Origin of the sequence: Polyangium sp. y55x31, from assembly GCF_029946505.1 — a bacterium.
In the GTDB taxonomy this organism is placed as follows: Bacteria; Myxococcota_A; Polyangia; order Polyangiales; family Polyangiaceae; genus Polyangium.
Window position 1 is genome coordinate 74,724 of record NZ_JARZHG010000033.1, and the last position, 26,549, is coordinate 101,272.

Genomic DNA, 26,549 nt, shown 5'->3' on the forward strand with positions numbered 1-26,549 from the left:
CGCCCGTCAAGGCGAAGTTCGCGCGAGTCGCCGCGCCCGCCGCCGCGCGAGCGCCTCGCGCCCCCGCTTCTCGGCCGCGTCGAGGTACGTGTAGATCACGGGCGTGATGTAGAGCGTGAGGAGCTGCGACACCACGAGGCCGCCGACGACCGCAATGCCGAGCGGCCGCCGCGACTCGGCACCCGCGCCGAACCCGAGCGCGATCGGCAAGCTGCCCGCGAGCGCCGCCATCGTGGTCATCATGATCGGCCGGAAACGAATACGCGCCCCGAGCACGATCGCCTCCGCCGCCGGCTTTCCATCCCGCCGCTCCGCCTCCAGCGCGAAATCGATCATCATGATCGCGTTTTTCTTGACGATCCCCACGAGCAGGAGGATCCCGACGAACGAATAGACGTTGAGCTCCTGGCCGAGGACGAAGAGCGCGAGCAACGCGCCGAACCCCGCCGAGGGCAAACCCGAGAGGATCGTGATCGGGTGGACGAAGCTCTCGTAGAGGATCCCGAGGACCACGTAGATCACGAGGATCGCGAGCAGGAGCAAAAGCCCGAGGTTGCCGACCGATTGCCGGAATACCTCGGCGCTGCCGAGGAACTGCGTCCCGATGGTGTCGGGCAATCGCTCGCGTGCGAGCGTCGACACGCGCGCGACCGCCTCCCCGAGCGGCGCGCCCGGGGCGAGGTTGAAGGAGATCGTCACGGAGGGCAATTGCCCGAGGTGATTGACGCTGAGCGGCCCCGCGCCCTCCTCGGTCCGCGAGACCGCCGAGAGCGGCACGAGCTCGCCGCTCGCCGCTCGCACGTACAAGAGCCCGAGCGCGCTCGGATCCTGCGTGAAGCGCCGATCGAGCTCCAGGATCACGCGATACTGGTTCGTCGGCGCGTAAATCGTCGACACCTGCCTGCCCGCATAGGCCGAGAAAAGCGCCTCTTCGATGCTCTGCGCCGACACGCCGAGCGTCGCCGCGCGATCTCGATCGATGACGAGCGTGGCCTCGGGCGTCCTTCGTTCGAGATCACTCGTCACGTCGATGAGCCCCGGGATCGCGCGGATCTCCTTTTCCAGATCCGTCGCCGCGTCGTAGAGCTCGTCCACGTTCGCGCCCGTGAGCGTGAATTGATAGAGGGCGCGCGAGAGCTGGCCGCCGAGGCGAATGGGCGGCGGGTTCTGCAAGTACACCTCGAGCCCCGGGATCTTCGCGAGCTTCGGCCGGAGCTCGGCGATGATCTGCTCGGGCTTCTTGCCGTCGCGCTGGTCTCGATCCTTCAATCGAATGAAGAGCCGGCCCGTGTTGCCCGCACCGCTCGGCCCGCCGGCGCCGTGGCTCGACATCACCGAGGCCACGTCGGGATACGCGCGCACGAGGTCGGCCGCGGCCGCTTGATACCGGCTCATCGCCTCGAACGACGTCCCCTGCGCGGCGCGCGTCAAGGCGAAGATCTGCCCCGTGTCCTCGCTCGGAAAGAGGCCCTTCGGCACGATCACGGCGAGCACGATCGTCCCCCCGAACAGCACGAACGAGGCCATCAGCGTGGCAAAGCGATGCCGAAGCACCCAGCCGAGGCTCCTCGTATAGGCGCGATCCATCCGCCCGGACGGCTCGCCGTGCGCCGCGTCCTTTTTTGGGTGTTCGTTCGTCTTCAGCCGCAAGAAACGGCTCGCCAGCATGGGCGTGAGGAACAACGAGACCACGCCCGAAACGAGAATCGCGATGCTCATGGTCACCGCGAATTCGCGGAGCAGCCGCCCCACGATCCCGCCGAGGAAGAGCACAGGGACGAACACGGCGACGAGCGAGGTCGTCATCGATACGACCGTGAAGCCGATCTCCCCCGCGCCGTCGAGCGCAGCTTTCAGCGGGGGTTTGCCCATTTCGATGTGCCTGAAGATGTTTTCCAGGACCACGATCGCGTCGTCCACGACGAACCCCACGCAAAGCGTGAGCGCGAGGAGCGAGAGGTTGTCGAGGCTGTAGTCGAGCGCCCACATCCCCGCGAACGTGCCGATGAGCGAGACGGGCAAAGCGACGCTCGCGACGATCGTGGAGCGCAGATCCCGCAAGAAGATGCCGATCACCAGCACGACGAGCCCAATCGTGATGAGGAGCGTGTGCTCCACCTCGGCGACCGATTCGCGGATCGAGATCGAGCGATCGTAAAGCGTCGCGACCTCGACCGAGGCGGGGATCTCGGCGCGGAGCTGGGGCAGGAGCGCGCGCACGGCGTCGACGACGGCGACCGTGTTCGTCCCGGGCTGCCGCTGGATCGCGAGGACGATCGCCCGCTTGCCGTCGTAATGGCTCTCGACGCGGTCGTTCTCCACGCTGTCGAGCACCGTGCCGAGTTCCTCCAGCCGGACGGGCGCCCCGTCGCGATACGCCACGATGATCGGCCGGAACGCGCTCGCCCGATAAAGCCCGCCGCTCGCCTGCACGACGTACGTGCGCGCGGGCCCTTCGAGCACGCCCGTCGGCAGATTCACGTTTTCACGCGCGACGGCGGTGGCGACCTCGTCGATGCCGATCTCCCGCGAGGCGAGCGCCTGCGGGTCGAGGCGAATGCGCACCGCATATTTCTGCGAGCCGAAGACGAGGACCTGGGCGACGCCGCGGATCATGGAGACGCGCTGCGCAATCGTGGTCTCGGCATACTCGGAGACCTCGGACAGTGGCAACGTCTCGGCGTGCAGCGCGAGGTACATGATGGGCGATTCGGCCGGGTTCACCTTCTGGAAGCTCGGCGGCGTGGGCATGCTCGGCGGCAGATCCCGCGCCGCGCGGGAGATCATCGATTGCACGTCGAGCGCCGCCGCGTCGATGTCGCGCGACAAATCGAACTGGAGCACGATCTGCGTGGTGCCGAGGCCCGACGTCGAGGTCATCGAGTCGATGCCCGCGATGGTCGAGAACTGCCGTTCGAGCGGGGTCGCGACCGCCGCGGCCATCGTCTCCGGGCTCGCGCCCGGGAGCGACGCGCTCACTTGAATGGTCGGAAAATCCACATTCGGCAAATCACTCACGGGCAGCGCGCGAAAGCCTGCGATGCCGAAGATCACGATGGCCAGCATGGAGAGCGTAGTCATCACGGGCCGCATGACGAAAGGCCGGGAGACGTTCATCGCGCCTCCTGCCCCGGCGCCGGCGCCGCGCCCGCAGGGCTCGCCGGCCCCTCGCCCACGATGGTCACCTTCGCGCCCGGCTGAACACGCAATTGCCCATCCGTGACCACGCGCTCGCCGCCCGAGAGCCCCGATTGCACGATGATCCGACCACCGGCGACACGTTCGCCCGGCTGCACGGGCCGCATCTCTGCGGTCTCGTCCGCGCCGACCACGAAGACGAACGTGCCCGAAGGCCCCGTTTGCAAGGCCTCCGACGGAATGACCACCGCGCCCTCCTGCACGCCGAGGCGCACGGTCGCCTGCACGAATTGCCCCGGCCAGAGGGTTTTCGACGTATTCTCGAACGTCGCCCGCAGGCGCAAGGTCCCCGTCGCACGATCAATCGTGCTGTCGATGAACGAAAGCGTACCGTGCTCGCCATTGCTCGGAGCCCCCGCGTCGCCCGACGGCGCCGCCGCCGCGGAGACGGGCAGCGGCCCGGACGAGCTCGACATTGCATGCTGCAAGGTCGGCACACTCGCCTCGGGAATGGCGAACGAGACGAACGCAGGCGCGAGCCGGACGATCTCGACGAGCACGGTCTCGTTCGCCCGCACGAGGTTGCCCTCGCGCACGAGAATGCTTCCCGTTCGTCCAGCGATCGGGGCGCGAATCGTCGTGTATTCGAGGTCGAGCCGCCGCGCGACCGTGGCCGCCTGAAATGCATCGACCGCCGCCGCCGCAGCCCGCGCCTCGGCGCGCCGGAGCTCGGCGTCCTGCCGGGTCGCCACGCCCGCCTTCGCAAGCTCCTCGTATCGCGCAGCCTCCGCCGCCGCATTCGCCGCCTGCGTGCGGCTCCGCTCCAGATTCGACTCCGCCTCGCGCAACGCGACCTCGAAGGGCCGTTTGTCGAGGAGGAACAGCACGTCCCCCACGGCCACGTCCGCGCCCTCCTGAAATTTCACGGCCGTGACGAGCCCAGTCACCCGCGGCCGCAGCGAGACGCGCGCAGACGGCTCGACCGTGCCAATGGCAGAGAGCTCGATGGGCACGGTCGCCACTTCGGAAAATGCCACGCGAACAGGCGCCTTCGGCGGCTCGGCAGGCCCCTTCCGCTCACCCGAGCAAGCAGGGCCGAGGAGGACGACCGCAAGGACGAGCAGGAACGCTCGCATTCGCACGGCATACGCGCGGAGATGGAGGGAGATCACGGCTCGCACGGAGTCCGATGCCGCGCCGGACGGTTCGGATGCGCGGACGGGCGAGCGCGTCGGGGCGCTCTGCGCGAAACCTCACCGAACCATCGAGAGATACCTTGCCGCGCGCCTGTCCCCTGCGTCTGCGCAGGCCAGGAGCAGGCGGCGCGCGTCGAGCTTGCGGCCTGCGAAATGTGAGACGAGTGCGCGTGCGAAGAGGATGCTCGGATCGGATGGTTCGGACGCGTCGCCGAGCCAATCGTGCCAGGCGAGTGCTAGATCCCAGAAGCCTTCGGCGTAGACCTCGGGCTCGTCCTCGCAGATGAGCAGGCTTTCGAGATCGTGCTCCACTGCGTGGCAAAGGACCGAGAGGCCCATGAATGGGAGATACTCGATCTTGCCGCGCAGCGACGACCATTGCGGCCCGAGTGCTCCTGGGCCCTTGCCTGCTGCTTCTCGGAGCATGCTCATGTCGAGCCGCTTCGTGCGCGGGAGCGACTCGTTGACGAACAGCAGCATCTTGGGCCAGTCGGCCTGCGGCAGACGGTAGCCGGATTTACCTGCGAGCGTGAGCTCGAGGAGTGGGCGCTCTGACGTGGCGTCGATGCGCTCGAGGATCGCGACCACGTTCTCCGCCATGGCGTCTTGCACGAATTCGAGCGGGACGTGGTGTGGATCGTCGACGCGGAGGAAGTCGCCGTCGAGCTTGCGCAGCAGCGCGCCGAGCTCGCCTTGCCGGCTTGCTTTGCCGCGCTCGACGAGATCGCGCCCGAGAGCGAGGCAGCTCCATGCGATCGGCGTGTCGTCCCCGGGGACGAGACCTACGAGCTCGGGCACGACGAGCGACATCCCCGCGCCGGAGACGGCTGCGAGGTAGAGCAGGTTCACGGGCTGCTCGTCCTCCACGTACGTGTAGGAAAAACCCTTTTGTCCTCGGACGGTTCGTCCCATCGATGGTTTGCTCGGGGGGGCGCGGGATGGCGCGGCAGCATGCAGCGTCGGGTGAAGAGGGCGCCCTCGTCAAGCCTAAGTCACGACCGCTCCGCGCGCTGGGCCCATTTTTTGCGGAAATGGAAACCCGCCGCGATCGCTGCGGTGACGATCGTCAGGGGCACGGCGTGCGCGACGACCTCCTGCCGGAGCGCGGCGATCCAGCCGAGGAGCGCCTCGCCGAAGAAGCGGCAGAGGCCGACCCAGAGGGTCTGCGCGATGACGATCGCGGGCACGAGCAGGCGCGCCGGGGCGGCGAACGCGCCTGCGAGGGTGCTGGCGATGGGGCCCGGGATGACAAGCACGAAGAGGGGCGCGCTCATCCGCACTGGCTTCACGAGACGCTCGACGCGCCCCTCGGAGGCGATGCCCCGTGCGACGAGCCAGCGCAGGGCGCGTGTTCCCTCGGAGCGCCCGAACAGGTATGCGAGCAGGCATTGCCCGGCGCAGATCGGCAATGCGACGGCCCAGTACACGATCGGCGAGGAGACCCCCGCGACGAGCACGAGATGGGCGGGGACCGGGGAGAGCGCGAGCAGCGCGAGCGGCGCGTGCGCGAACAGCACCGGCGACAGGGCGGCCCCGACGATGCGGCTGCCCATGATCAGCACGAAAGCCGTGGCCAGGTACGGCCGGCGCGTCGCGCGTATGTCGTTCCCCGGGCCCTCGCTCATTCAATCGTCCTCGTCGTCGCCCTCGTCTTCGTCGTCGTACCCGTCTTCGTCGCTCTCGCCCTCGTCGTCCTCGCCGGAATTGTCGTACTCGGAATCGTCGTATCCGGAATCGTCGTCCTCGTCGCCGTAACCGAGACGCCGATTCATCTCGCTGTCAAGGTATGGATTGCCGAATGGGTCGCGCTCCCAGGGCGGCGGCTCGTCGCTCTTCGCCGGCGAGGGCTTGCCCTGCTCTTTCTGTGACCCTTTGTTCTCGACGGAAGCGCCGACCGAGGCGATGGCGAGCTCTTGCAGGTCGTGCAACGTCTCGTCGAGCGTGCGCCCGCCGGCCTCGGCCGTTTGCAGCGCCATGATCGTGACCACGATGTTCGTGCCCTGGGTCGTGGCGATTTCCTGGACGAACCCGGAGAGCGCCTCGGTCGCGCCAGCGACGCGCGCCACCGCGGGCGGAGGCGGCTCGCCCCGCAATGCGTCCTTGAGGCGCGCCAGGATGAAATCGTCGCCGAAGCCGGCGTCGCGCAGCGCCTCCAGCCCGGCACGAATGCGCGACCAGCGGACACGCGATTCGATGACCTCCGGCGGCTCCTTGGGCAGGACCGCGTCGGCCAGGGCCGCGAGGGTCTCGAGCGCCCCGGGGGCCCCCTGCTCCGCGAGCGCTTGCAAGGTCTGCGCGATGGAGCTCCGGAGATTCGGGTTGATTCGCGTGCCGAGATGCGCTGCCTCTGCGACCGCGCCCCGCGCCGCCTCGATCGCGGGCTCGTACTCGCCGCCCCGCGCGTGCGTCAGGAGCAGGTTCCCGCATACCGTGAGCAGATCCGCGCGCGCCTCGACGAGCGAGTCGTCGTCGGCTGCGCGCCCCTCGGCCTGGAATCCGGCGATCACCTTTTCGAGGATGGATCGTGCCCGGCGGAGACGCTCGATTCCCTCGTCCCTCCGGCCCGCGCCGAGCGAGAGGCCGGACATGTCGCCCCAGCTCTTCGCCGCCATCGCGCTCTCGACGCCGTCGTGTTTCTCGCGGAGCGCGAGCGCCTTGCCATAATAGAGCTCGGCCCCCGCGCCGTCCCCGGTCATCCCGAGGGCGCTTCCGAGGTGATGATAGGCCTCCCCGGCCTCACGCGAGTCGGCGTCGATTCGCTCGCGAATGGCGACGGCGCGGCGGAGCGCCGTCGCGCCTTGCTGCGGATCACCACCCCAGGTGGCGGCGAACCCGAGGTTTTCGAGGCACGTCGCAATGCCCGGATCCTCGGGCGGGAGCGCTTTTTCGGCCTTGCGCAGGGCCTCGCGTCCGGCCGCGATCGCCTCCTCGTACCGCCCGAGGAACGAGAGGCCCTTGGCGCGATCGGCGAGCGTCTTCCAATCGAACGGCGAGCTCTCCGGCGGCAGCTCGTACGTCTTCGTGAGGATCCCCTCGAAGCGCGGGTCCTCGCGGATCGAATCGAAATAATCGTCTTCGCGCGCCTTCTCGATCCACTTCTCGTCTTTTTCGACGGCGATGGCGAGATCCCGCAGCGCGCCCTCGTGCTCGCCGGAGATCGCGCGCTCGCAGGCGCGATTGAACCACAGGACGTCGTAGCTGCCGCCGAGCAGCACCTGCCCGTCCTTGTCGACACGCGCGATCGCCTCGGTGTACGCCGCGATCGCGTCCGCGTGGCGCTTCATCGACGTGAGGATGAAGCCCTTGTCCATCCACGCGAGGGCCGTGTCTTTGGCCGCGATCGCGCGCTCGGCGGCGCGCAGGGCGCCCTCGTAATCACCGCGCTTCTGCAGGATCCGGATGTGCTCGCGGATGAGATCCTTCGGCCTGCGCGCCTGGTACGCGAGGATCCCCTCGGCCCACGTGTCGAACGAGGCGATCTCGGGCGGAGGCGGCTCGGCCTTTCCTTCCGCCGCAAGCTCGCGCTGGGCCATGGCCGCCGCGAGCGCCTCGGCGTCCGCGAGCGCCTCGTCCCCCGTGTCGTCGGAGCCGTGCAGATATGCGAGAAGCGCGAGCGGCGTGATCGCGCCGGGCAAGAGCTCCCGGAGCTTTTTCGCGAGGGGCCGGCCTTCGGGACCATTGCGCAGCGAGATCGCCCGGAAGAGGAGCCGCTCGGCCTCCAGGTTTTTTACGTGCGCGTCCATGGCGTCGAGGGCGCGATCGCAGGCCGCCGTGTAATCGTCGTTCAAGCGGTCCCGGATGATCCAGAGGACCGGGTGCAGGTCCTCCCGGGCCGGCAGATCCTCGCGCGCGGCGAGCGTCGGCTCGATCTCGGCCCGCACCACGGCCGCGAGGCCCTCCTGGCCCCGCGAGCGCTCGATCTCCGAGACGAGCAGCGCCGCGAAATACGCCTTCCAGACGCGCCCCGTCGCCGCCATTGCCTTCGCCCACGCAGCCGCGGCTTCGAGCTCGTAGAGCGGCATCTCCTTCCACAGGAGCCGCGCCGCTGCGACCTCCACGCGGCGCCATTTCTTCTCCGTCAGGTCCCGCCGGACCGCGTCGCGCAGGTAATCCTCGTTGTCCGTGGCGAGATCGTCGATGTAATCGCCGCGCACGGCCCTGACGGCGAGCTCGTGGAGCTCCCGCGCCCATGGTTCCATGTCCTCGGGCACGGGCCCGCCCGCGAGCATCTCACCGAGCGTCTGCTCGAGCGACGCGTCCGACAGCGTCACGACCGATTTGTGCGCCATCCAGCGGACGGCCTCCTCGGAATCACGCAGCCTCGCCGCGAGGACGGCGCGAATGCCGTCGGGCAGGTTCGGCGCGAGCGCCACGACGGCCTCGCAAAGCGTGGCGATCTTCTCCTCGGGCGTCTTCGCGTCCCGGGCCCGCGCCGCGAGCTCGTCGGCGGTGCGACGCACGACCGAGGATTCGAGCCACGCAGGCATCGGCTTTCCGCTCTTCCAATCGATGAGCCGGACGCCGAGGAGCGCGGAATCGACGAGCAGCATGTACCGCCCCTCGCCCATGTCGACGCTGAAGAACGGCGCCGCGTCTCCCCGGCGCGGCGCGCGCCGGACGACCTGAAAACCCTCGCGGGCCACGCCCTCGAAGATCGAGCGCAGCGAGACGTCCTCGCGCAGAAAATACACGACTTGTTCGCTCATGGTTTCCTCGAAGCTCAGGGGCGGAGGGCGTTCTTCAAGGTCTGCACGTTGCTTTCGTCCGTCTCGCGAAGCAGCGCCTCGTGGAGGAATCGCTTGTGCCGCGCGACGGAAGCGACATGGTAGCCGAGGCTCCGCTGCCGCGGATCGTCGCGGCCGCCGAGCTCGGCGAGCAGGGTCCGCACGGCGGCGCCGTCGTCTCCCATCACCGCGAGGCAGCCCATCGCGTGATAGCCGAGCGACGACACCTCCTCGGGGTCCCGGACGAATTCGAGGAGCGCATCCGCCTGATAGCCACGACAACGCGCCACGACCGCGAGCGCATCGACGGGCATGTCCGAGGGCAAACCCTTGGGCAAACCCGGCAGGAGCTGCGTGAGCAGCGGTAGGATGCTCTCGTGCGCGACGGGGGTATAACGCACCTCGAGCACGCAGAATTGTTCCATCGAACTGACCGAGAGCGCGGCACCGAGGCGGCGCGATCGCATCGTGATGCTCGGCACGGCCCCCTCGGCCTGCGCCATGTTCTCGGCCATTCGATACCCGGCCCCGATGAGCGCGATTCCCGTGGGGCGATCCGGCCACGGATCCTCGGAAAAACGTGTTCCCCAGGGCAGACTGTCGGTCATGGGCATGCCCTGGAAGAAACGCACGATCGTGTCGAAATCGGCGCCCATCCCCGTCTCGGTGCCGATGAAGATCCGGACGCTCCGGGACAAACCGACGACGGACGGCAATGGATCCTGCGTCTCGGGCCACGCGTACGGCGCAAACGCCGCGGCGAGCGAATCGGCCGTCGTGCCCGCGGGGATCCAGAGTGGCGGCGGCGCGCTCTCGTGCAGCGCGATCCAGAGCTGATCCGGCCGCGCGGGGTCCGCGAACAACATGGGATTGTGGATCTTCCGCATCCAGCGATCCGCGCGCAGATCCCCGCGCGTCGCCAGCGGGACGACGCCTTCGAGCATCTCGACGCAAGCCTCGTGCGCCTCCGGGGGCATCCACGCGCCGAGCGGCGCCTCGCTCTCCTCCGCGCTCCGGATCCGCTCGGACGCCTCGCGGCTCTGCTGCTCGCTCAGCCACACCCAGCCCGATTTGCCGGGTTGCCCCGAATCCCCTGCAGTCTCCGCGAAGAGCGCGTCGAGGAAAGGTTTTTGATCCTTCCACCAGTGCGAGGGTAGACCCATGCCCGGGACGCTCGCACGACCTCGACGCGAGGACAACGGGAAAGCAGCCCTTCCCGCGTCCGCGCCTTCGTTTTACGAGGATGCCGGGTTCGTCAGCCGAGGCTGCCCAAAGCCCAGCGCTCGGCCGACTCGACGTCGGGGAACATGCGGTACGGATAGGGCGGCGTCGTCATCCAGAAGATCGCCGTGAGCGCGCCTTTCGGGAAGGACGCGTCGACGACGAAGGCGCAGGAGGCACAGCGCCGATAGACGTCGAGGTTCTGGGCGAGGTGGTCCGCCATCGTCTTGCGTTGCTTGGGCGAGAGCTCCTTCGTCCCGCGGTAATCGTGCAAGAGCGCGAACTTCCCGGCCCGGCTGCGGAGGACGAGGGCGAGGTTCTTCACGAACTGCTCGGTTTGCGCCTCGTTCGCGCGTGGGTGATTGACCAGGACGACGAGCGGCCAGCGCGACACGTCGAGCACCCCCCCCTCGAGTACGCCCTGACCTCCCGAAAGCGAGGCGAGACGGCCCGTGTCGCGCGGAGCCGAAAGGCCTCCCGGAGGAGGAGCCACCGAAGCACGACCGCTGCTCGGCGGTGCCGGAGGTGGCGTGGACTTGAGGATGAACGACATCGAGGCGAAGATACCACCCTTGCTGCGAAACTGCCACAGGGACGTCCTCGACGCGCCAGATCCCGAAACGGGATCACGGACATGGACGTGTCCGTGCTTCGCGCTCGTCCGTCCCTTGTCAGAGCCGCAGCGGGCCCCAGGCGCGGACGGACTCGGACGGCGTCACGGACCGCAGACGTACGTCAGGTTCGGGAACGAGGCCGCGCACTCCGCGTCCGATTTGCAACCGATGTAGACGCACACCCCATCCGTGCAGGCATAGTTGTCGGAATCGTACGCCGTGCCGGCCATGCCCTGCGCGCAATCGGCCGACGTCTGGCAGGTCGGCTGGCAGCTCGCGGGGAAATCGACCACGGTTTCCCTGCAGGCGGATCCCTCGTTCGGGAACGTGGCCTCGCACTCCGCGTCCGAATGGCACCCCGTGTACTCGCAGCCGCCGTTCTTGCACACGTAGTTGTCGGCGTCGTACGCCGTTCCGGGACCGGCGGCGCTGCAATCCGCGGCGACCTGGCACCCTTCCACGCAGATCGCGGGGGAGCCGGCGACCAGTACCCTGCAAACGTACCCGAGGTTCGGAAACGACGCCTTGCACTCGGCGTCCGATTTGCACCCCGTGTACTCGCAGGCGCCGCCGTTGCAAGCATAATTGTCCGCGTCGTGGGCCGATCCCGTCAAGCCCTCGGCGCAATCGGCGGCGCTCTGGCAGGCCTCCACGCAATACGTGGGCATCACGAGCCCGCCCCCTCCCCCGCCCGAACCGCTGCTGCTGCTGCTGCTCCCGCCGCCGGCCCCACCCGAGCTGCTGCTGCTCCCGCCGCCCGAGCCGCCCGCGCCGGAGCCGCCGGAGCCACCCGCGCCGCCGTCGCCCGAGGAGCCCCCGGGTTTCGCGTCCGCGGAGCAGCCCCAAACGACGGTGACGAGGACGAGCGGCGATAATGAGCGCACGAGCGACGAGACGCGGATCCGGTGCATGTCCGGATCCTGCCACGAATCGCTCACAGAATGAACGCAAAACCGCCGCGCGGGTGGATCGTCGGGGTCACGTCCGGCTGCGACGGGGCGAAGCAGCTTGATTGCCCCCCTGTACCGGTTTCGATGCAATCGCCACGAACTGGCCGAGCGAAAAATCCACGCCGTTGATCCGGAGCTCGATCCGGTGCTCGCCCGGGTAATGGCGGCGCGTCGTCAAATCGACGAGTTTTACGCGACCCTCGATCCGCTCCCGCCCCGACGGCGAAAGCTCGATCTTGCGCAGCTTGAAGACCTTGGGGCGGGGTTTTCCGGTCGCGCCGGGATAATGAATCACCGCGTCGACGACGAGCGTTTGCGGCGCGCCCGCGCGCGAGACGAGCTCGCAGGAATAGAGCGCCTCCTCGCCGAGCGGGACCTTTCGCGGCGTGACGCTCGCCCGTTCGAGCACGACCTCCGGCGCGGCCGAGGCGCCGAAAAACGCGAGCGCGCCGGGATGGCCGCGCTTGACGAGCCAGCGGAGCGCGTGCTGGACGATCCACTTGCGGCCCTGCCCCGCGCCCTCCATCCACCGGTGACACAAGGCGACGACCCGATCCGGATGATCCTTGGCGATGTCGTTGAGGTTGTTCGCCACGCTGTTGCGAACGTACGCCTCGGGATCGTCCTTCAGGAGCTCGAGCAGCTCGAGGACGGGCGTGGGGTCCTCGATGAACGCGGGCAAGCGCTCGGCCCAGGGCAAACGCGGGCGCGTGCCCTCGGACACGAGGCGGCGCACGTGGGCGCTCGGATCGGTCGCCCAGGTCCGAAGCCGCGCGAGCGTGCGCGCAGGATCGCGGAGGAGGAAGGGCCGGATCGAGAACTCGGCCGTGAACACCTGGGTGAGCGCGTGCTGGGCCCGCATCGAGGCCTCGAAGTGATCGAGGCCTCGCTCCGCCACGAAGGTCAGGTGCGGGAGGTAGAAGAAGCTCGACATCGCGCCCTCGCCGCGGGACGCGGGCGTTTCGAGCGAGCGGAGGAGGATGTCCACGGCGCGCTCGAAGTCGGCCGGCAAGGCGCGCCCGAGCGCCGCGGCGATGTGGCGGCCGCGCGCCTTGAGCTCCTTGTCGTCGAGCCCGGCCGACGCTTCGGCGATGAACGTTCGCGCTGGAAAGTCGGGCCAGGCGGCCTGGATCGAAGCGGCGATGCGGCGGACGAGGCGTTCGTCGAAGAAAATTTTCAGCGGCTCGGCCATCGAGGCGCCCCGATGACACGTGGGAGCCCTGGCGGAAAGGGCCAAGGGCGCCCCGGGTAGAAAAAATGGTCCGCGGGGCGTGGCGGCGCCCCCCTTTTTGGTTCGGAAATCTACCCAGGCGCGCAGGACCTCGCGTAGCCTGTACGGTCAGTGGTCCCGGAGTTCAGTCAGGCGTCGGACCGGTTCCTCATCGAAGGTCGCGCGGGCAGCGGCGGCATGGGGGACATTTACAAGGCGACCGACCAGCTCACGGGACAAGAGGTCGCGCTGAAGATCCTGCGCGACAGCGCGACGCCGCAGGAGCGCGTGCGGTTCATGCGCGAGATCGCGATTCTCGCGGACCTGCGCCACCCGAACATCGTCCAGTACGTGACGCACGGAACGTGGAACGACGGGCGGCTGTTCTTCGCGATGGAATGGCTCGACGGCGAGGACCTCGGCCAGCGGCAGCGTCGCGCGCCGCTCGGCATGCGCGACGCGGTGGAGGTCGTCAGGCGCTCGGCCGCCGCGATGGCCGCGATCCACGCGCGAAACGTGGTTCATCGCGACCTGAAGCTCTCGAACATCTTCCTCGTCCGCGGCAAGGGCACGGCCATCAAGCTGATCGATTTCGGCGTGGTGAAGCCGCCCGTGCCGGACGAGTACCAGACCGAGCGCGGGACGATCATCGGCACGCCGCATTTCATGGCCCCCGAGCAGGCCCGCGGCGAGCCGATCGACGAGCGCGCCGACGTGTACTCGCTCGGCGCCGTGCTGTTCCGCCTCGTCACGGGACGTAACGTCTTCGAGACGGAGCACGTGATCGCGCTGCTCGGTCGGCTCGTGCTGGAAGATCCGCCGAACCCGCAGAGCATCCGCTTCGACGTGCCCGAAGCGCTCGCCGAGGTGATCCTGCGCTCGGTCGCGCGAAACCGCGAGGATCGCTTCGAAAACAGCGGCGAGCTCGCCCGCGCCCTCGCCCGCGTCGGCCAGCTCGGGAACGATCCGCCCGCGGCCGATCGCAGCAGCGCCTCGGCGATCCGCGCGGTCCCCGGCCAGAAGCCGATCACCATCACCGACGCCGGCGCGCCGCCCGTGCCCGCCTCGCGCCCCGGATCGGCCGAGCGTCGCGTGGTCGCCTCCGTGCTCTTCGATCTCGCCGGCGCGCGCCTCGGCGCGGACGTGCATCAGAAGCTGCGCGACGTGCTCGGGGACGACACGCGGCTCGAACCGCTGCTCGATCAGCAGATGGTGGCCGTGCTCGGCGTGGAGCACTCACGCGGGGACGAGGTGATGCGCGCCGCGCGCGCCGCGCTCGTGGTGACGCAGGCGCTGCCGACGGCGCGCGCCGCCGTGGCGATCGGCCTCGCGATCCGCGGTCGGGCGAACCTCGCGGGTCAGGCGCTCGAGCGCGCCGTGGGGCAGATCGAGCTCGCGAGCCCGGGCACGGTGCGCGTCGACTCGCACGCCGCGAGCGCGCTCGAAGGTCGGTTCGTCCTGCAGCCCGACGCGCGCGGAGGCGTGCTCCTGCGCGAGGACACGAGCGGGTTCGTCGCGCGCCAGCTCCTCGGCCGTCCCACGCCGACCGTGGGCCGCGAGAAGGAGATCGCGCTCCTGCAAGGCATTTACGGCGAGCTCCTGGAGGACGCGACGCCGCGCGGCGCGCTCGTCCTCGGCGCGGTGGGCATCGGCAAGAGCCGGGTGCGGAGCGAGCTCGTGCAGCGGCTCGAAGTGGCGCCGGTGCGCCCGGAGCTCTTGATCTGCCGCGGCGACTCACTCAGCCAGACGTCGAGCTTGTCCGCGCTCGGACGCGCGCTCCGGGCCGTGATGGGCCTGCAGGACGGCGAGGCGCCGGCCGAGCAGGTGCTGAAGGTGCGCAGGCACGTGGCCTCGCGCCTGCCGCCGGGACAACGCTTCGTCGCGGGCTTCCTGGGTGAGCTCGTCGGCGTGACGTTCCCGGATCACGACGACGAACCGCTCCGGGCCGCGCGCGCGAGCGCCGAGCTCATGCAATCGCGGCTGCGCATGGCGCTCGAAGCGTATTTCCGCGCGGAGGCGGATCGCGCGCCGCAGGTGCTCGTGCTCGAAGACGTGCACTGGGCCGACGACACGACGCTCGAAATGGTCGACTGGCTGCTCGGCTGCGCGGACCTGCGCTTCGCGGTCTTCGCCTTCGGCCGCACCGAGCTCGCCACGCGGCTCCGCACGCTCTGGGATCGCCGCAACATCACGCGCGTCTGGCTCGCGCCGCTCTCGCCGCTCGCCGCCGATCGCCTGGTCTCGGCGGCGCTGCCGGGCATGGACGCGGCCACGCGGGCGAACCTCGTCAAGCGCGCCGACGGAAACGCGCTGTTCTTGGAGGAGCTCGTCCGCTGCGCGGCCGAGGGCCGCAACGAGCTGCCGCTCACGGTGCAGGCCGTGGTGCAGCTCCGGCTCGATCGTATGTCCTCCAAGGTTCGCGAGGTGCTCCGCGCGGCCTCGGTGTTCGGCCAGTCGTTCTGGACCGGCGGCGTGACCGCGCTCGTCGGCAGGAGCGTGGGCCTCGAGCTGTCCGAGCTCTACGCGGCGGAGATCGTGGCCCGCCAGCCGGAGTCGCGGATCGCGGGCGAGGACGAGTGGATCTTCCGGCAGGCGCTCGTGCGGGACGCCGCATACGAGGCGATCCTCGACGAAGATCGCGCGGCGCTGCACCTCGCCGCGGGCAACTGGCTCGAATCCGTGGGCGACGTGGACGCGGGCCTCATCGCGCGGCACGCGGACGCGGGCGGCGCGCACGATCGTGCGGCGAGGCTCTACGCGCGGGCCACGAAGCAGGCCTACACGAACGGCGCGCAGCTCGAGACGGCGCTGGAGCTCGCGAACCGCGGGCTCGCGTGCGGCGCGGCCGGCGACGTGCGTGTCCAGCTCCTCGTCGCGCGGGCGCAGTTCTCGATCTTCATGGGCCGGCTGCTCGACGGCATCGCAGCGGCCGAGGAAGCCGCGCAGCTCGCCCGCGGCGGCTCGGACATGTGGGGCGAGGCGCAGCGGCTCGCCGCGGCCGCGCTCATCGAATCGGGCCGCGCCGCCGAGGGCGACGATCGCGCGGCCAAGGCCCTGACGCCGCCCTACGCGAACACGCTCTCACCGCCGATCCGCGCGAGCCTGCTCGCGGTGCGCGTCCGCGGCCTCGTCGATCGCCTGCAGCCCGGCGAGGCGATGCGCGTGGCGAACGACGCCGTCGAAGCGGCCCGCGCCTCCGGAGCGAGCGACGCGCTCGTGCGCGCTCTCGATGCCCGGCTCTTCGCGATCGCCCACATGAACGACCCCTCCGAGGTCGTCACCACGGGCGCCTCGTTGATCGAGGTCGCCGAGAGCATCAGCGACATCGCCTTCGCCACGCGCGGCCGCCTGAACGTGGGCTCTGCGCTGAACCACCTCGGCATGTTCGAGGAGGCGCAGTCGATGCTGGAGCGCGCGCTCTTCGACGCCCGCGCCCGCCGCATGCGGATCCTCGAGGCCTTCGCGCTGCACAACCTCGGCATGAGCTACGCGCGCCTCGGCAACCTCGATCTCGGCATCGACCACCAGCGCCAGGCCGCGCGTATCGCCGACGAGACGAACGCCGCGCGCCTGCGGGTGAACACGCGCATCTACGAGACGATCTTCCTCGTCTGGCGCGGCGCCCCGGGCGACCTCGCGACGGCGCTGAGCCTGGCCCGCTGGGCGATCGAGGAGACACGCGCGCAGCCGGCCCTGCAAGTCCTCGCGCTCTTCGCGCTCTCCCGCGTCCAGCTCGCCCGGCGCGCCGTCGACGCCGCGGTCGAGACCGCTCGCGACGCGAACGCGCGCCTCGCCTCGGCGCCCGTCGAGGAGTGGGAAGAGGGCATCCGCGTGACGCTGATCGAAGCCCTGCTCTCGGTGGGCGAAGACGACGAGGCGAACGCCGTCCTCGACGCCGCGTTCACCGCGCTCCAGGAGCGCGTCCGCACGATCCGCATGCCCCACCATCGCGAGGCGTTCGTGCGACGCAACGAAGAGGTCTATCGCATCGTCCAGTATGCCTACCACCGCCTGGGCCGGTATTTTCAGGCAGGCACCTGATCCGCGCGCGACACGCTTCTGCGCTCGAACGCGGAAGGTTCGTTCGGTAGCACGCAAGAAAACGTTGCATCGACACGGCTTCGGGGTTAGTCCCCCGGAGTGATGCGTGCAGATCGTACTGGTTTCGTGAGTCCTCGGCGTTCGTCTTGGCTCGCGGGGTTGCGGGCCCCCGTGCTCGCGGCCGCCCTCGTCGCGGGTGTGGGCGGGTTCTTCGCGGCGGAGGAGACGGCCGCGGCGCAGTCGAAGATCGCCGTGATCGACGTGCGTCGCGCGATGCTGGAGACCGAGGAGGGCTTGCGTGTCCAGGCGACGCTGAAGAAGCTCTTCGACAGCCGGCAGGTGGAGCTCGACGCCAAGCAGCAGAAGCTCCAGGCCGAGAAGGAAGCGCTGGAGAAGGACGCGCAGAACAAGAAGGTGCCGCAGGAGCAGCTCCAGCGGCGTTTCGAGACCCTGCAGAAGCAGGCCGCCGAGCTCCAGGCGATCGCGATGGAGTACCAGCGCGAAATGCAGCGCGAGGAGACGAAGGCGACGACGCCGATCTACCAGGGCATCATCGAGATCGTGAAACGGATCGCGGCCCAGGACGGCTTCGAGATGATCCTGGAGAAGACGGCCGTCCCCTACGCGCGCGCCGACCTGGAGATCACGGATCGCGCCATCCAGATGTACAACAGCAGCCGTCCGGGCGGCGGCGCAGCCCCGGCCAAACCGGGCGCCACGACGCAGCCGGGCAAGCCCGCGTCCCCCGGGGCGCCTCCGCCGGCGGCCCCCGCGCCCGCGCCGAAGAAGAAGTAAGCGGCTCGCCCACGGGCGAAGTCGACATCACGAAAGCCGGATCCGTGGCGCGAGGAGCGCCGGATCCGGCTTCGTTCTTTCGAAACCGTCGATCAGAGGGCGCGGCAGCAGAACGTGGTCGCGTTTTGCGGCGTGAGCGCGCCCGTCGGTTGTCCACCGCTGGAGACGGCGCAGCCGCCGCCGCTCGGGGGGTTCGTGATCGCGGCCTTGCGGCCGAGGATCGTGGCGAAGTTGTTCGGCAGGTTCGCGCACTGGCCCGCCGTGAGGCTCGCGAGCTCGGTGCTGCAGCCGGTGTCGCTGTAGACCTGGACCGTCGCGTCGCACGAGCTGCCTGTGGGCGAGCCGCAGGTGCACATGGTGCATTCGCGCGTGTCCGCGACGTCCTCGTAGAAGAGGTGCCGGTCGGAGTACTGCCCGTCGGGGCAGCTATTGTCGCCGCCCTTGAAGACGCAGATCCCGCCGAGGAACGGCAGCGGCGCCCTCGGCTGACAAACCTCGCCCGCGCCGCAGCCGCCGCCCTTGGGCGTGTTCGTGCACGCCTTGCCGAGGAACGCCCAGCTCTCAGGCGGCAGGTTCGCCATGCCACCCGCAGCGTCGCAGCTCCCGCCCACGACCGTGGGCTTCGGCGCGCTCACGGACGGGTTGCAAGGGACGCCGCCGCAGACCTGATCGATCGCGTAGCCGGCCTGCGCAAAGCAGGCGCCCGTCCAGTTCGCGGGCGGGTTGAACGGGTTGCTCACGCCCGCGGCCTGTCCGCAGGGTTTGTCCGAGAGCGTGATCACGTCTGGCAAGTCGCAGCTCTGTCCCGTGGGCGAGCCGCACGAGCAGGGCGTGCAGGTGTGGGCCGCCGTGAGCAGCGTGTGGTTGCCCGTGTACGGCGTCGACGCGAACGCGGTCGGGCACGCGGGCTCCTGCGCCTCGGCGCCCTCGAAGAGCGCGGCGAACCCGTTCCAGCCGACGGGCGCGTCGGGCACGCAGGAAAACCCCGCCGTGCAATCGTCGTCCGCACAGTCGACGAGTGTATCGCCGTCGTCGTCGGTGCCGTTCAGGCAGTCCTCGACGCCGGGCATTCCGCCCTGCCCGCCCATGCCGCCGCCGCCCTCGCCGCCTTGGCCCCCCTGCCCGCCCGAGGCGCCGCTGCCCGAAGGCTCGGGCTCGTCGAACGTGTAGGCCGGATAGAGGCACGCGGTCGGCATCACGACGACGCCGAGCCCCGCGACGACGAGCCACGAGGCCAGCCACACGGACGAACGTGTTCGACGCGCCATCAGAACCTCCCCACGAGGCTCACGCCGCCGAGCGTCGCGCCGGGCGCAGCGCCGATGAACCGCGCGCCACGCTCGGTCTCCGCCGAGGCCGATTGCGCCGGCGCGGAAGACTTTTTCGAACCGCTCGTCGCGAGCAGGATGACGCCCGTGATCAAGCTCGCGGCGCCGACGCCCACGGCCGCCTCGGCGATCCCCGTGAACAGCCGCCCTCGATCCGCGGTCTCTTTCGCCGACGGCGGGCACGACGTGTCGCCGCCGCAGAGATCCTCGAGGTCGTTGATCGTCGATTGTCGCGGGCCGAAGAAGAGCGCGAGCCCGGCGCCGATGCCCGCGACCCCGATGCCCGTGAGCACGATCCCCGGAATGCTCGGCCCGCTCGGCGGAGGCGGCGGGGGCGGCGGAGGCGGCGGAGGCGGCTTCTCGTTCTCCTGCGGGCCGTCCGACTTCGCGGGCTCGTCCTTGACCACGACCTCCACGGTCTTCTTGTCGCGCTCGGGGACGTTGATCGAGTCCTTCCAGATCTCGCGGTTGCCGAGCTTCGCCACGATGTAGTGCGGTCCCGGATCGACGGGCATCTCCACGCCGACCTGCGTCGCGCCGAGCTCGGTGCCGTCGAGCTCGATGACGGCCGCCTCTGCGCCTTTGCCGCGCGCGATCGTGAGCTTCGGCAAACGCCCCTCGATGTCCGCGATCTTCGGCGTGGCCGCCGCCGCGACGTCCGCGGCCTTCTTGTCGCCCGCGGCCGCGCTCGCCGCGAGCCTGTAGTTCCCGAGCGCCGAGAGCAGCTTGCCGAGCTTCTCCTCGCACTCGGCGATGTTGAAGGCGACCTGCGGGGTCATCTTCACGGCGGCGACGGCCTTGAACTTCACGAGCGCGCCGGAGCAGTTGTTTGCGGCGCTCAGCGCGATTCCCTCGCGGAAGAGTGTGCGCGCCTTGTCGAGCTCCTCCTTCGTCTGCGCGGAGGCATCCCCCTGCGAGAAGAGCGCGATCGCCGCGGCACCGGCCATCATCGCCACGCGCGCCGCGCGACGCGCCCTTCGCTGAGACATGTTCATCGAGCTCTGCTCCCGACGCCCGCGATCCCCTCGAGGCAGCGAGCGCTCTCGATTCTACCCGACCCCCGCGCGCGCCGGAACTCCCGCGCAGTGAAGGCGCGGGAGTTCCGCAGGGCAAACATCACTTCTTGGTCTTGCCGAGGTCGAGCTTGATGCGCGGCCGCCCCGTGGACGTCGTCGCCGACGCGGTCGCCGTCGCCGTCGCCGTCGCCGACGGGGTCGTCGTGGCCGTCGTCGTCGCCGTGGGCGTCGCGCTCGCCGTCGACGTGGCGGTCGCCGTGGCCGTGGCCGTCGAGGTCGCCGTCGTCGTCGTCTTCACGGTCGTCGTGGGCGCCGTGAACTTCGGCCGCTCGCCGATCGGGATCCGGTCGTCGCCGAGGATGCACATCTTCGTCGTGTCGCTGGCCGTGAGCGTGTCGCAGATCTTGTAGCCCTCGGGGCACTCGGCGGGGCCCTGGCACGTGGCCGAGCAGAAGCCCGGATCGTTCGGCGCGTCGGCCTTCTTCAGGCAGAAGCCGTGATCACACTCCGTCGCGGCCGTACAGCTCGCGCCGACCTTGGACCCTTGAGCCTTGCTGCACTCCATCCCCGAGCCCGTGTCCTTGGCGCGACACACGAGCCCGTCGCCGCAGTCCCTGTCGTACGTGCAGCTCTTCGTGCAGATGCTCCCGGTGGCCGCGCACTGGAGCGACGCGCAGTCCGTGTCCTTCGTGCAGGCCACGCCGAACGCCTTCTTCTCGGGTTCCTCCTGCTTCAAGAGCCCGCAGCCAACGGCCCCGAGTCCGAGGAAGAGCGCGATCATCGCCCCGCCTCGCAGCGCCCCACCCACCTTCGCCCCACGGGTTTTGCTCATGGTTCCTCATCTGGCCGCGCGAGAGCACGGGCCTAGGTCCGTCTACCACAGCCCGGCCGCCGAGGGACAAGCTCCTGCGGCGCGGCTCGGCAGGTTCGCTATGATGCACGCCCCATGACCTCCTTCTTCCAGGGCCCCTCCGCGCCGCCCGACGGCGCCTCTCCCCCCTCGACCCGAGATCTCGCGGCCTCGCGCGTCCGCGTCGAGGATGACAGGACGGGCATGCACCCCGCCGCTCTCCGCCGCGCGTTCACCGATCACGTGCAGTTCTCGCGCGCCCGCGACTTCGAGACCGCGACGAGCTTCGACCGCTTCGTCGCGCTCTCGCTCGCCGTCCGCGATCGCCTCGTGCAGCGCTGGTCGCAGACGCAGCGCACCTACTACGAGAAGGACATCAAGCGCGCTTACTACCTCTCCGCCGAGTTCCTCCTCGGCCGCGCGCTCCAGTCGAACCTGCAGGCCCTCGGCGTCGAGGACACCTACCGCTCGGTCCTGCGCGAGCTCGGGATCGACCTCGACGAGATGATGGAGCAGGAGCACGACGCGGGCCTCGGCAACGGCGGCCTCGGTCGCCTCGCCGCGTGCATCCTCGAGTCGATGGCCACGCTCGAGCTGCCCGGCCAGGGCTACGGCATCCGGTACGAGTTCGGCATCTTCGAGCAGGTGATCCGCGACGGCGCCCAGGTCGAGCGCGCCGACGAGTGGCTGAAGTTCGGCAATCCCTGGGAAATCGAGCGCCCCGAGTACGCCGTCACCGTCGGCTTCGGCGGCCGCACCGAGATGGTGCAGGATGGCCGCGGCGGCTTCCGCGTCGTCTGGCATCCGGCCGATCACGTGCTCGGCGTCCCTTACGACACGCCCATCGCGGGCCACGGCTCGGGCACCGTGAACACGCTGCGCCTCTGGGCGGCCCGCGCCCACGAGGACTTCGATTTCGGCCTGTTCAACGAGGGCGACTACGTCAAGGCCGTCGAGCAGAAGAACGCCTCCGAGGTCATCTCGAAGGTCCTCTACCCGAACGACAACTTCGACAAGGGCAAGGAGCTAAGGCTCCGGCAGGAGTACTTCTTCGTCGCCTGCTCGATCCACGACATCGTCTGGCGGTACACGAAGACGCACGACGATTTTTCGAAGTTCGGCGACAAGGTCGCGATCCAGCTCAACGACACGCACCCGGCGATCGCCATCGCCGAGCTCATGCGCGTGCTCGTCGACGAGCACGCCCTCTCCTGGGACGAGGCCTGGACGCAGACCGTGCGCGCGTTCGGCTACACGAACCACACGCTCCTGCCCGAGGCGCTCGAGCGCTGGCCCGTCGCGCTCTTCGAGCGCCTCTTGCCGCGGCACCTCGAGCTCATCCAGGAGATCAACCGCCGCCTGCTCCGCGCCGTCACCGTCGCCTTCCCCTACGATCAAGGCCGCGCCCGGCGCATGAGCATCTTCGAGGAGGGCCCCGAGCGTATGGTCCGCATGGCGCACCTCGCGGTCGTCGGCTCGCACTCGGTCAACGGCGTTGCCAAGCTCCACAGCGAGCTCGTGCGCACCTCGCTCTTCCGCGACTTCCACGAGCTCTGGCCCGATCGCTTCAGCAACAAGACGAACGGCGTCACGCCGCGCCGCTGGCTCTTCGCCTGCAACCCCAGGCTCTCCCGGCTCGTCACCTCCCGCATCGGCCCGCGCTTCGTCACCGAGCTCGAGCGCCTCGCCGAGCTCGAGCCGTGCGCCGACGATCCCTCGTTCCTCGCCGAGCTCCGGGCGATCAAGCGCGCGAACAAGGAGGCGCTCGCCCGCATCGTCAAGCGCGAGCTCGGCTTCGAGGTCGACGTCCGCGCGATCTTCGACGTCCAGATCAAGCGCCTGCACGAGTACAAGCGCCAGCTCTTGAACGCGCTCCACATCGTCACGCTCTACCTGCGCGCCAAGCGCGGCGAGCGCGTGCACCCGCGGCTCTTCATCTTCGGCGCCAAGGCCGCGCCGGGCTATCGGCAGGCCAAGCTCATCATCAAGCTCATCCACGCCATCGCCTCCGTCGTGAACGGCGACAGCCGCGTCCCCGAGCTCAAGGTCGCGTTCCTGCCGAACTACCGCGTCTCGCTCGCCGAGAAGATCATCCCGGCGGCCGACCTCTCCGAGCAGATCTCGACGGCCGGCATGGAGGCCTCGGGCACCGGCAACATGAAGCTCGCGATGAACGGCGCGCTCACGATCGGCACCTACGACGGCGCCAACATCGAGATCCGCGAGGCCGTCGGGGCCGAAAACTTCTTCCTCTTCGGCCTCACGGCCGAGGAGGTCGAGGCGCGCCTCACGTCGGGCGTGCCCGGCCGCGCCGCGTATGAGGCCGATCCGGAGCTCCGCGAAGCGATCGATTTCATCCGCTCCGGCTTCTTCTCGCCGGACGAGCCCGACGCCTTCCACCCGCTCGTCGACGAGCTGCTCGGCCGCGACCGTTACCTCGTGATGAGCGATTTCCGCGCGTATGCCGACACCCAGAAGGACGTCGAGCGGGCGTTCCTCGACGAGGAGGCCTGGTCGCGCAAAGCCGCCCTCAACATCGCGCGGGTCGGCGGCTTCTCGTCGGACCGCACGGTGCGCGAATACGCGAATGAAATCTGGGGGATCGAGCCCTGCCCCATCCGGCTCGCCCCCGATGAGCCCGCCGCCGAGTAGGGCTTCGCCGCCCGCTCCCCGCCCCGAGCATATCGATTCCCCGCGCGCGACCACCGGCGCGCCGGGCCCTGGCTTGCTATTCTGTTCGGCCCCCCCAGACGTATGGCGAACGATCCGCGTGAACGAGAGGACCACGAGGGCGATCTCGCGACCCAGAAGAAGCGCAAGGTCGAGAAGGTCCGCCGCTACAAGGTCGTCCTCCACAACGACAACTACACGACGATGGAATTCGTCGTTCTCGTGCTCGTGAAGTTCTTTCACAAGACCGACACGGAAGCGACGCACATCATGCTCAGCGTGCACCACAAGGGCAGCGGCGTCGCGGGCGTCTACACCAAGGACGTCGCCGAGACGAAGGTCACCCAGGTGCAGAGCTTCGCGAGGCAACACGGCATGCCCCTCCGGCTTTCGGCCGAACCCGAGTAGGAACCATGAAGATCAGCCCCGAGGTCGAGATCGCCTTCAAGCTGGCCACGCACGAGGCCATCCGCCGACGGCACGAGTACGTGACCGTCGAGCACCTTCTCTACGCGCTCACGTTCGACGAGGAGACGGCGAACGTGATCCGCAAGGCGGGCGGAGATCTACCGAAGCTGAAGAAGCGCCTGGAGCGCTTCCTCGAAGAAGAGATCGAGGCGCTGCCCGATCACGTCGAGAGCGAGCCCGTCGTGTCGCTCGGCTTCCAGAACGTCGTGGGCCGCGCGGCCGTGCACGTCCAGAACACGAACCAGAAAGAGCTCAAGGGCGCCAACGTCCTCGTCGCGGTCTTCTCCGAGCGCGACTCGCCCGCCGTGCAGATGCTCCGCGAGGCCGACGTGCAGCGGCTCGACGTGGTGAACTTCCTGTCGCACGGCATCGCCAAGGACGGCCAGGACGACGAGGTCGGCCCCGAGGACGCGACCGAGGGCGCGGACGCCGCCGAGGCCGAGGGCGAAGGCCGCGAGAGCCGCCGCGATCCGCTCGCCTCGTTCACCGTGAACCTGAACAAGGAAGCGGAGAGCGGGCGCATCGACCCGCTGGTCGGCCGGACGATCGAGCTCGAACGCACGATCCAGGTCCTCGCGCGCCGCCGCAAGAACAACCCCTTGCTCATCGGCGACGCCGGCGTCGGCAAGACCGCGATCGCCGAGGGCCTGGCCATGAAGATCGTCAAGGGCGACGTCCCGCACGCGATCAAGGGCGCGACGATCTACGCGCTCGACATGGGCGCGCTCATCGCCGGTACGCGCTACCGCGGCGACTTCGAGAACCGGCTGAAGGGCGTGCTCAAGGCCCTCGAAAAGCAGCCGGGCGCGATCCTCTTCATCGACGAGATCCACACGATCATCGGCGCCGGCGCCGCGAGCGGCGGCACGATGGACGCCTCGAACCTCTTGAAGCCCGCGCTCGCTTCCGGACGCCTGCGTTGCATCGGCGCGACGACCTTCCAGGAGTACCGCGGGCACCTCGAGCGCGACAGCGCCCTCGCGCGCCGCTTCCAGCGCATCGAGATCAACGAGCCCTCGGTCGACGAGACGCGCCAGATCCTCGAAGGCCTGCGCAAGCACTACGAGGAGTTCCACAAGGTCAAATTCACGGACGCCGCGCTCGAGGCGGCCGCGAAGCTCAGCGACCGCTACCTCCGCGACCGGCGCCTGCCCGACAAGGCGATCGATCTGCTCGACGAGGCCGGCGCGGCCGCGCGCCTCGCCCACGGCGACGACTACACGGTCGACGTGCCCGACATCGAGATCGTCGTCGCGAAGATGGCCCAGATCCCGCCGCGCCAGGTCTCGACCTCGGATCGCGCGCAGCTCAAGGATCTGCAGAAGGAGCTCGAGGGCGTGGTGTTCGGCCAGGCCGAGGCCGTCTCGCAGCTCGCGAGCGCCATCAAGCTTTCCCGCGCGGGTCTGCGCTCGCCGGAGAAGCCGATTGGCTCGTTCCTCTTCACGGGCCCGACGGGCGTCGGCAAGACCGAGCTCGCCAAGCAGCTCGCGAAGGTCATGGGGATCGAGTTCCTCCGCTTCGACATGAGCGAGTACCAGGAGCGGCACACGGTCTCGCGCCTCATCGGCGCGCCGCCCGGCTACGTCGGCTTCGATCGCGGCGGCCTGCTCACCGAGGCGATCGCGAAGACGCCGCACGCCGTGCTCCTGCTCGACGAGATCGAGAAGGCGCACCCGGACATCTTCCAGGTGCTCCTGCAGGTCATGGACCACGGCACGCTCACGGACAACAACGGCAAGAAGAGCTCCTTCCGGCACGTCGTGCTCATCATGACGAGCAACGTCGGCGCCCGGGAGCTCACGCAGACGCGCCTCGGCTTCGGCGAGCGCGGCAACGTCGGCGACGACGATCGCGCCTTCAAGAACGTGTTCAGCCCGGAGTTCAGGAACCGGCTCGACGCGCGCATCATGTTCAAGCCGCTCGATCCGAGCGTCATGGGCAGCATCGTCGACAAGTTCATCCGCGAGATCGAAGCACTCGTGGGGGACAAGGGCGTGACCATCCAGGTCACCGACGAGGCGCGCGAGTACCTCGCCAAGAAGGGCTACGATCCGGCCTTCGGCGCGCGTCCGCTCGGGCGCGTCATCGAGCGCGAGCTCAAGCCTCGCCTCGGCGACGAGATCCTCTTCGGCGAGCTCGAGCACGGCGGAAAGGCCGTGGTCGAGCTGAAGGACGGCGCGCTCTCGTTCTCGTTCGTTCCGAACGAGCCGCCGGCCGACGAGAAGAAGGTCGAGACGCCGAAGGAGACCGAGGCACAGGCACAGGCCTGACGCGACGCACGCAGGCAAACGATGCGGGGGCTCTTCCCACGGGAGGAGCCCCCGTTTT

Annotated in this window: 17 protein-coding genes; 5 read left to right on the forward strand and 12 right to left on the reverse strand. The window is 69.3% G+C overall.

The window, feature by feature from the left end; translation table 11 throughout:
• Positions 1-6: 6 nt before the first annotated feature.
• The 9 genes from QHF84_RS38270 to QHF84_RS38310 form a co-directional block, all read right to left on the reverse strand.
• Entirely contained in the window at positions 7-3,117 is a 3,111-nt protein-coding gene (locus tag QHF84_RS38270; protein WP_348652914.1) for an efflux RND transporter permease subunit, read from the reverse strand.
• Entirely contained in the window at positions 3,114-4,310 is a 1,197-nt protein-coding gene (locus tag QHF84_RS38275) for an efflux RND transporter periplasmic adaptor subunit (protein ID WP_281318493.1), read from the reverse strand. The genes QHF84_RS38270 and QHF84_RS38275 overlap by 4 nt, the downstream gene beginning before the upstream one ends.
• 81 nt (positions 4,311-4,391) lie before the next feature.
• Complete coding sequence (locus QHF84_RS38280; RefSeq protein WP_281318494.1) at positions 4,392-5,246, reverse strand: hypothetical protein; 855 nt, start codon at positions 5,244-5,246, stop codon at positions 4,392-4,394.
• A gap of 80 nt (positions 5,247-5,326) precedes the next feature.
• Positions 5,327-5,959, reverse strand: coding sequence for a hypothetical protein (locus tag QHF84_RS38285; RefSeq protein ID WP_281318495.1), 633 nt, complete (start codon positions 5,957-5,959; stop codon positions 5,327-5,329).
• Entirely contained in the window at positions 5,960-9,040 is a 3,081-nt protein-coding gene (locus QHF84_RS38290; protein ID WP_281318496.1) for a tetratricopeptide repeat protein, read from the reverse strand.
• A gap of 14 nt (positions 9,041-9,054) precedes the next feature.
• Positions 9,055-10,221: a hypothetical protein gene (locus QHF84_RS38295; RefSeq protein ID WP_281318497.1), complete on the reverse strand. Its 1,167-nt coding sequence runs from the start codon at positions 10,219-10,221 to the stop codon at positions 9,055-9,057.
• A 92-nt stretch (positions 10,222-10,313) separates the two neighbouring features.
• Positions 10,314-10,682 carry a hypothetical protein gene (locus QHF84_RS38300; RefSeq protein WP_281318498.1) on the reverse strand — a complete coding sequence of 123 codons (369 nt, stop codon included), beginning with the start codon at positions 10,680-10,682 and terminating at the stop codon, positions 10,314-10,316.
• A gap of 312 nt (positions 10,683-10,994) precedes the next feature.
• The gene (locus QHF84_RS38305; protein ID WP_281318499.1) at positions 10,995-11,804 is read right to left on the reverse strand and encodes a hypothetical protein; all 810 of its coding nucleotides are present in this window, start codon (positions 11,802-11,804) and stop codon (positions 10,995-10,997) included.
• A gap of 67 nt (positions 11,805-11,871) precedes the next feature.
• Positions 11,872-13,035 (reverse strand): DNA alkylation repair protein, encoded by a 1,164-nt coding sequence (locus tag QHF84_RS38310; RefSeq protein ID WP_281318500.1) that lies wholly within the window; start codon positions 13,033-13,035, stop codon positions 11,872-11,874.
• Between the two features lie 150 nt (positions 13,036-13,185).
• Between QHF84_RS38310 and QHF84_RS38315 the strand changes: the two genes are divergently transcribed.
• Positions 13,186-17,094: a serine/threonine-protein kinase gene (locus QHF84_RS38315; RefSeq protein ID WP_281318501.1), complete on the forward strand. Its 3,909-nt coding sequence runs from the start codon at positions 13,186-13,188 to the stop codon at positions 17,092-17,094.
• Positions 17,095-17,220: 126 nt separating this feature from the next.
• Positions 17,221-17,889 carry an OmpH family outer membrane protein gene (locus QHF84_RS38320; RefSeq protein ID WP_281318502.1) on the forward strand — a complete coding sequence of 223 codons (669 nt, stop codon included), beginning with the start codon at positions 17,221-17,223 and terminating at the stop codon, positions 17,887-17,889.
• A 92-nt stretch (positions 17,890-17,981) separates the two neighbouring features.
• On the opposite strand, the gene QHF84_RS38325 is transcribed toward QHF84_RS38320, so the two are convergent.
• From QHF84_RS38325 to QHF84_RS38335, 3 genes are all read right to left on the reverse strand, one after another.
• On the reverse strand, positions 17,982-19,157 hold the full coding sequence (locus QHF84_RS38325) for a hypothetical protein (RefSeq protein WP_281318503.1): 1,176 nt from the start codon (positions 19,155-19,157) through the stop codon (positions 17,982-17,984).
• Entirely contained in the window at positions 19,157-20,206 is a 1,050-nt protein-coding gene (locus QHF84_RS38330; protein WP_281318504.1) for a hypothetical protein, read from the reverse strand. The genes QHF84_RS38325 and QHF84_RS38330 overlap by 1 nt, the downstream gene beginning before the upstream one ends.
• Before the next feature lie 127 nt (positions 20,207-20,333).
• Positions 20,334-21,065 (reverse strand): hypothetical protein, encoded by a 732-nt coding sequence (locus QHF84_RS38335; RefSeq protein WP_281318505.1) that lies wholly within the window; start codon positions 21,063-21,065, stop codon positions 20,334-20,336.
• Between the two features lie 114 nt (positions 21,066-21,179).
• Here QHF84_RS38335 and QHF84_RS38340 point away from each other — a divergent pair, with 114 nt between their 5' ends.
• The 3 genes from QHF84_RS38340 to clpA all read left to right on the forward strand — a co-directional run bounded on the left by QHF84_RS38340 (position 21,180) and on the right by clpA (position 26,491).
• Entirely contained in the window at positions 21,180-23,735 is a 2,556-nt protein-coding gene (locus tag QHF84_RS38340; protein WP_281318506.1) for a glycogen/starch/alpha-glucan phosphorylase, read from the forward strand.
• A gap of 102 nt (positions 23,736-23,837) precedes the next feature.
• The gene (gene clpS / locus QHF84_RS38345) at positions 23,838-24,161 is read left to right on the forward strand and encodes an ATP-dependent Clp protease adapter ClpS (RefSeq protein ID WP_272423647.1); all 324 of its coding nucleotides are present in this window, start codon (positions 23,838-23,840) and stop codon (positions 24,159-24,161) included.
• Positions 24,162-24,166: 5 nt separating this feature from the next.
• Complete coding sequence (gene clpA, locus QHF84_RS38350; protein WP_281318507.1) at positions 24,167-26,491, forward strand: ATP-dependent Clp protease ATP-binding subunit ClpA; 2,325 nt, start codon at positions 24,167-24,169, stop codon at positions 26,489-26,491.
• Positions 26,492-26,549 lie beyond the last annotated feature (58 nt).